A 3344-nucleotide genomic window follows, 5' to 3' on the forward strand; every position below is an offset into this window, starting at 1 on the left:
TCGTATGGGGCGTCTGGCGGTGTCCTACTTTCACATGGCGAATGCCACACTATCATCGGCGCTAAGGCGTTTCACGGTCCTGTTCGGGATGGGAAGGCGTGGGACCACCTCGCTAAGGCCACCAGACATAAACTGGCACAAACTGGAAGAAGCCTGGGCTGAGTCTCTCGTCTCAACCCGCATATATTCGGTATTTGATGTACTTCGCACATCCACTCTCGTCGCCTAGCCTTGCTAAGCCACTCAAATGATAGGATCAAGCCTCACGAGCAATTAGTATCGGTTAGCTTCACGCCTCACAGCGCTTCCACACCCGACCTATCAACGTCCTGGTCTCGAACGACTCTTCAGGGAGGTCAAGCCTCCAGGGAAGTCTCATCTTCAGGCAAGTTTCCCGCTTAGATGCTTTCAGCGGTTATCTCTTCCGAACTTAGCTACCCGGCTATGCCACTGGCGTGACAACCGGTACACCAGAGGTTCGTCCACTCCGGTCCTCTCGTACTAGGAGCAGCCCCCGTCAAACTTCCAACGCCCACTGCAGATAGGGACCAAACTGTCTCACGACGTTTTGAACCCAGCTCACGTACCACTTTAAATGGCGAACAGCCATACCCTTGGGACCGGCTACAGCCCCAGGATGTGATGAGCCGACATCGAGGTGCCAAACACCGCCGTCGATGTGAACTCTTGGGCGGTATCAGCCTGTTATCCCCGGAGTACCTTTTATCCGTTGAGCGATGGCCCTTCCATTCAGAACCACCGGATCACTATGTCCTGCTTTCGCACCTGCTCGACTTGTCGGTCTCGCAGTTAAGCTACCTTTTGCCATTGCACTATCAGCACGATTTCCGACCGTACCTAGGTAACCTTCGAACTCCTCCGTTACACTTTGGGAGGAGACCGCCCCAGTCAAACTGCCTACCATGCACTGTCCCCAATCCGGATCACGGACCAAGGTTAGAACCTCAAACACACCAGGGTGGTATTTCAAGGACGGCTCCACTGAAACTAGCGTCTCAGCTTCAAAGCCTCCCACCTATCCTACACAAGTCTGTTCAAAGTCCAATGCAAAGCTACAGTAAAGGTTCACGGGGTCTTTCCGTCTAGCAGCGGGTAGATTGCATCTTCACAAACACTTCAACTTCGCTGAGTCTCAGGAGGAGACAGTGTGGCCATCGTTACGCCATTCGTGCGGGTCGGAACTTACCCGACAAGGAATTTCGCTACCTTAGGACCGTTATAGTTACGGCCGCCGTTTACCGGGGCTTCGATCAAGAGCTTGCACCCCATCACTTAACCTTCCGGCACCGGGCAGGCGTCACACCGTATACGTCCACTTTCGTGTTGGCACAGTGCTGTGTTTTTGTTAAACAGTCGCAGCCACCTATTCTCTGCGACCTGTCAAAGCTCCTCCCGCAGGGGATTCACCTCAACAGGCATACCTTCTCCCGAAGTTACGGTATCAATTTGCCGAGTTCCTTCTCCTGAGTTCTCTCAAGCGCCTTAGAATTCTCATCCTGCCCACCTGTGTCGGTTTGCGGTACGGTTCTTATGCAGCTGAAGCTTAGTGGCTTTTCCTGGAAGCGTGGTATCAGTCACTTCAGGTCCGTAGACCCTCGTCATCACTTCTCGGCCTTAAGGAGCGGCGGATTTGCCTACCACTCCAGCCTACCGGCTTAAACAGACTATTCCAACAGTCTGATGACCTAACCTTCTCCGTCCCCACATCGCACTGCATAAAAGTACGGGAATTTTAACCCGTTTCCCATCGACTACGCTTTTCAGCCTCGCCTTAGGGGCCGACTCACCCTACGCCGATGAACGTTGCGTAGGAAACCTTGGGCTTTCGGCGAGCGGGCTTTTCACCCGCTTTATCGCTACTCATGTCAGCATTCGCACTTCTGATATCTCCAGCATCCCTTACGAGACACCTTCACAGACCTACAGAACGCTCCCCTACCACGGACGCTTACGCGCCCATCCGCAGCTTCGGTTATCAGTTTGAGCCCCGTTACATCTTCCGCGCAGGACGACTCGACCAGTGAGCTATTACGCTTTCTTTAAATGATGGCTGCTTCTAAGCCAACATCCTGGCTGTCTGGGCCTTCCCACTTCGTTTACCACTTAACTGATCATTTGGGACCTTAGCTGGCGGTCTGGGTTGTTTCCCTCTTGACGATGGACGTTAGCACCCACCGTCTGTCTCCCATGCTCGCACTTTCCGGTATTCAGAGTTTGCCATGGTTTGGTAAATCGCAATGACCCCCTAGCCATAACAGTGCTTTACCCCCGGAAGTGATACATGAGGCACTACCTAAATAGTTTTCGGGGAGAACCAGCTATCTCCGAGTTTGTTTAGCCTTTCACCCCTATCCACAGCTCATCCCCTAGTTTTGCAACACTAGTGGGTTCGGACCTCCAGTGCGTGTTACCGCACCTTCATCCTGGCCATGGATAGATCACTCGGTTTCGGGTCTACGCCCAGCAACTAAAGCGCCCTATTCGGACTCGGTTTCCCTACGCCTCCCCTATTCGGTTAAGCTTGCTACTGAACGTAAGTCGCTGACCCATTATACAAAAGGTACGCAGTCACGGAACAAGTCCGCTCCCACTGTTTGTATGCATCCGGTTTCAGGTTCTATTTCACTCCCCTCCCGGGGTTCTTTTCGCCTTTCCCTCACGGTACTGGTTCACTATCGGTCGATCACGAGTATTTAGCCTTGGAGGATGGTCCCCCCATATTCAGACAGGATTTCGCGTGTCCCGCCCTACTTCTCGTATGCTTAGTACCAAGAATGCGTTTTCGTGTACGGGGCTATCACCCACTACGGCGGTCCTTTCCATGAACCTTCCACTAACGCAATCTCTATCACATACAGGCTGTTCCGCGTTCGCTCGCCACTACTTACGGAATCTCGGTTGATTTCTTTTCCTCGAGTTACTTAGATGTTTCAGTTCACTCGGTTCGCCTCCTCTGACCTATGTATTCAGTCAGGGATACCGCCTAAGCGGTGGGTTTCCCCATTCGGACATCGCGGGATCAAAGCTCTATTGCCAGCTCCCCCGCGCTTTTCGCAGGCTTACACGTCCTTCATCGCCTGTGATCGCCAAGGCATCCACCAGATGCACTTAGTCGCTTGACCCTATCATTTCAGCAGCCTAAACCACTAAAACAACAAGATGTGTTTGTGCGACGACTGCACCGCCCCTTTTGATATGGCGACGCAGCCTTAGATACAATCAAATACCCAAGATGACGATTTGTCCGCATGCAGAATTAACTTCATGCCTTCATCTCGCCGTCTCAATATATTCGGCTTCTTCAGTTTGTTAAAGATCGGGCG

General features: G+C 52.5%; 2 rRNA genes. Both read right to left on the reverse strand.

Going from position 1 to position 3344, the window contains the following annotated elements:
- Nucleotides 1-11 precede the first annotated feature (11 nt).
- Nucleotides 12-126 (reverse strand): 5S ribosomal RNA (gene rrf, locus VL52_RS22765).
- A 126-nt stretch (nucleotides 127-252) separates the two neighbouring features.
- Nucleotides 253-3143, reverse strand: a 23S ribosomal RNA gene (locus tag VL52_RS22770).
- Between the last annotated feature and the right edge of the window lie 201 nt (nucleotides 3144-3344).

The organism is Chromobacterium vaccinii (genome assembly GCF_000971335.1).
GTDB lineage: Bacteria > Pseudomonadota > Gammaproteobacteria > Burkholderiales > Chromobacteriaceae > Chromobacterium > Chromobacterium vaccinii.